At 46.6% G+C, this 590-nt stretch carries 2 tRNA genes and 1 rRNA gene; all 3 read left to right on the top strand.

The features are described from left to right. Window positions 1-82, top strand: a 16S ribosomal RNA gene (locus tag KI363_RS21670); the annotation flags it as partial. A gap of 99 nt (window positions 83-181) precedes the next feature. Beyond that, window positions 182-255, top strand: a tRNA-Ile gene (locus KI363_RS21665). Between the two features lie 23 nt (window positions 256-278). Next, window positions 279-354, top strand: a tRNA-Ala gene (locus KI363_RS21660). Window positions 355-590 lie beyond the last annotated feature (236 nt).

The raw sequence follows: 590 nt of genomic DNA, 5'->3' as shown, positions 1-590 counted from the left end.
GCCGCCGAAGGTGGGACAGATGATTGGGGTGAAGTCGTAACAAGGTAGCCGTATCGGAAGGTGCGGCTGGATCACCTCCTTTCTAAGGAATATTACGAAAGAATGTTCATGGAACATTCTACAAAAAAGACGTTCAGTTTCGTTCAGTTTTGAGAGTTCAAACTCTCATGAAAGTTAATGTGGGCCTGTAGCTCAGCTGGTTAGAGCGCACGCCTGATAAGCGTGAGGTCGGTGGTTCGAGTCCACTCAGGCCCATCACACGTTAGCTTTTTATTATTGGGGCCTTAGCTCAGCTGGGAGAGCGCCTGCTTTGCACGCAGGAGGTCAGCGGTTCGATCCCGCTAGGCTCCACCAAAACCAAGCTGATTTAATCACAAATCGTCAGCTTATTTGTTCTTTGAAAACCAGATAAAATAAGGAGATATAACAAACCGAGAAGCATCACCTTATGGATATCCATAAGAAAAATGACCTTTTCAAAAAGGTCAGACAAAAAAGAAGCAAGAAGCTCAAGGAAACAAGCGAATGAACACCGGAGCGCACAAACGTGCGTGAGGATGTGAATGAGCGCAGTTGACGCAGAGATTCGC

The organism is Lederbergia ruris (genome assembly GCF_018332955.1).
Lineage (GTDB): Bacteria > Bacillota > Bacilli > Bacillales > Bacillaceae_C > Lederbergia > Lederbergia ruris.
Note: the sequence above shows the minus strand (reverse complement) of the source record. Positions and strands in the feature narration are given on the sequence as shown.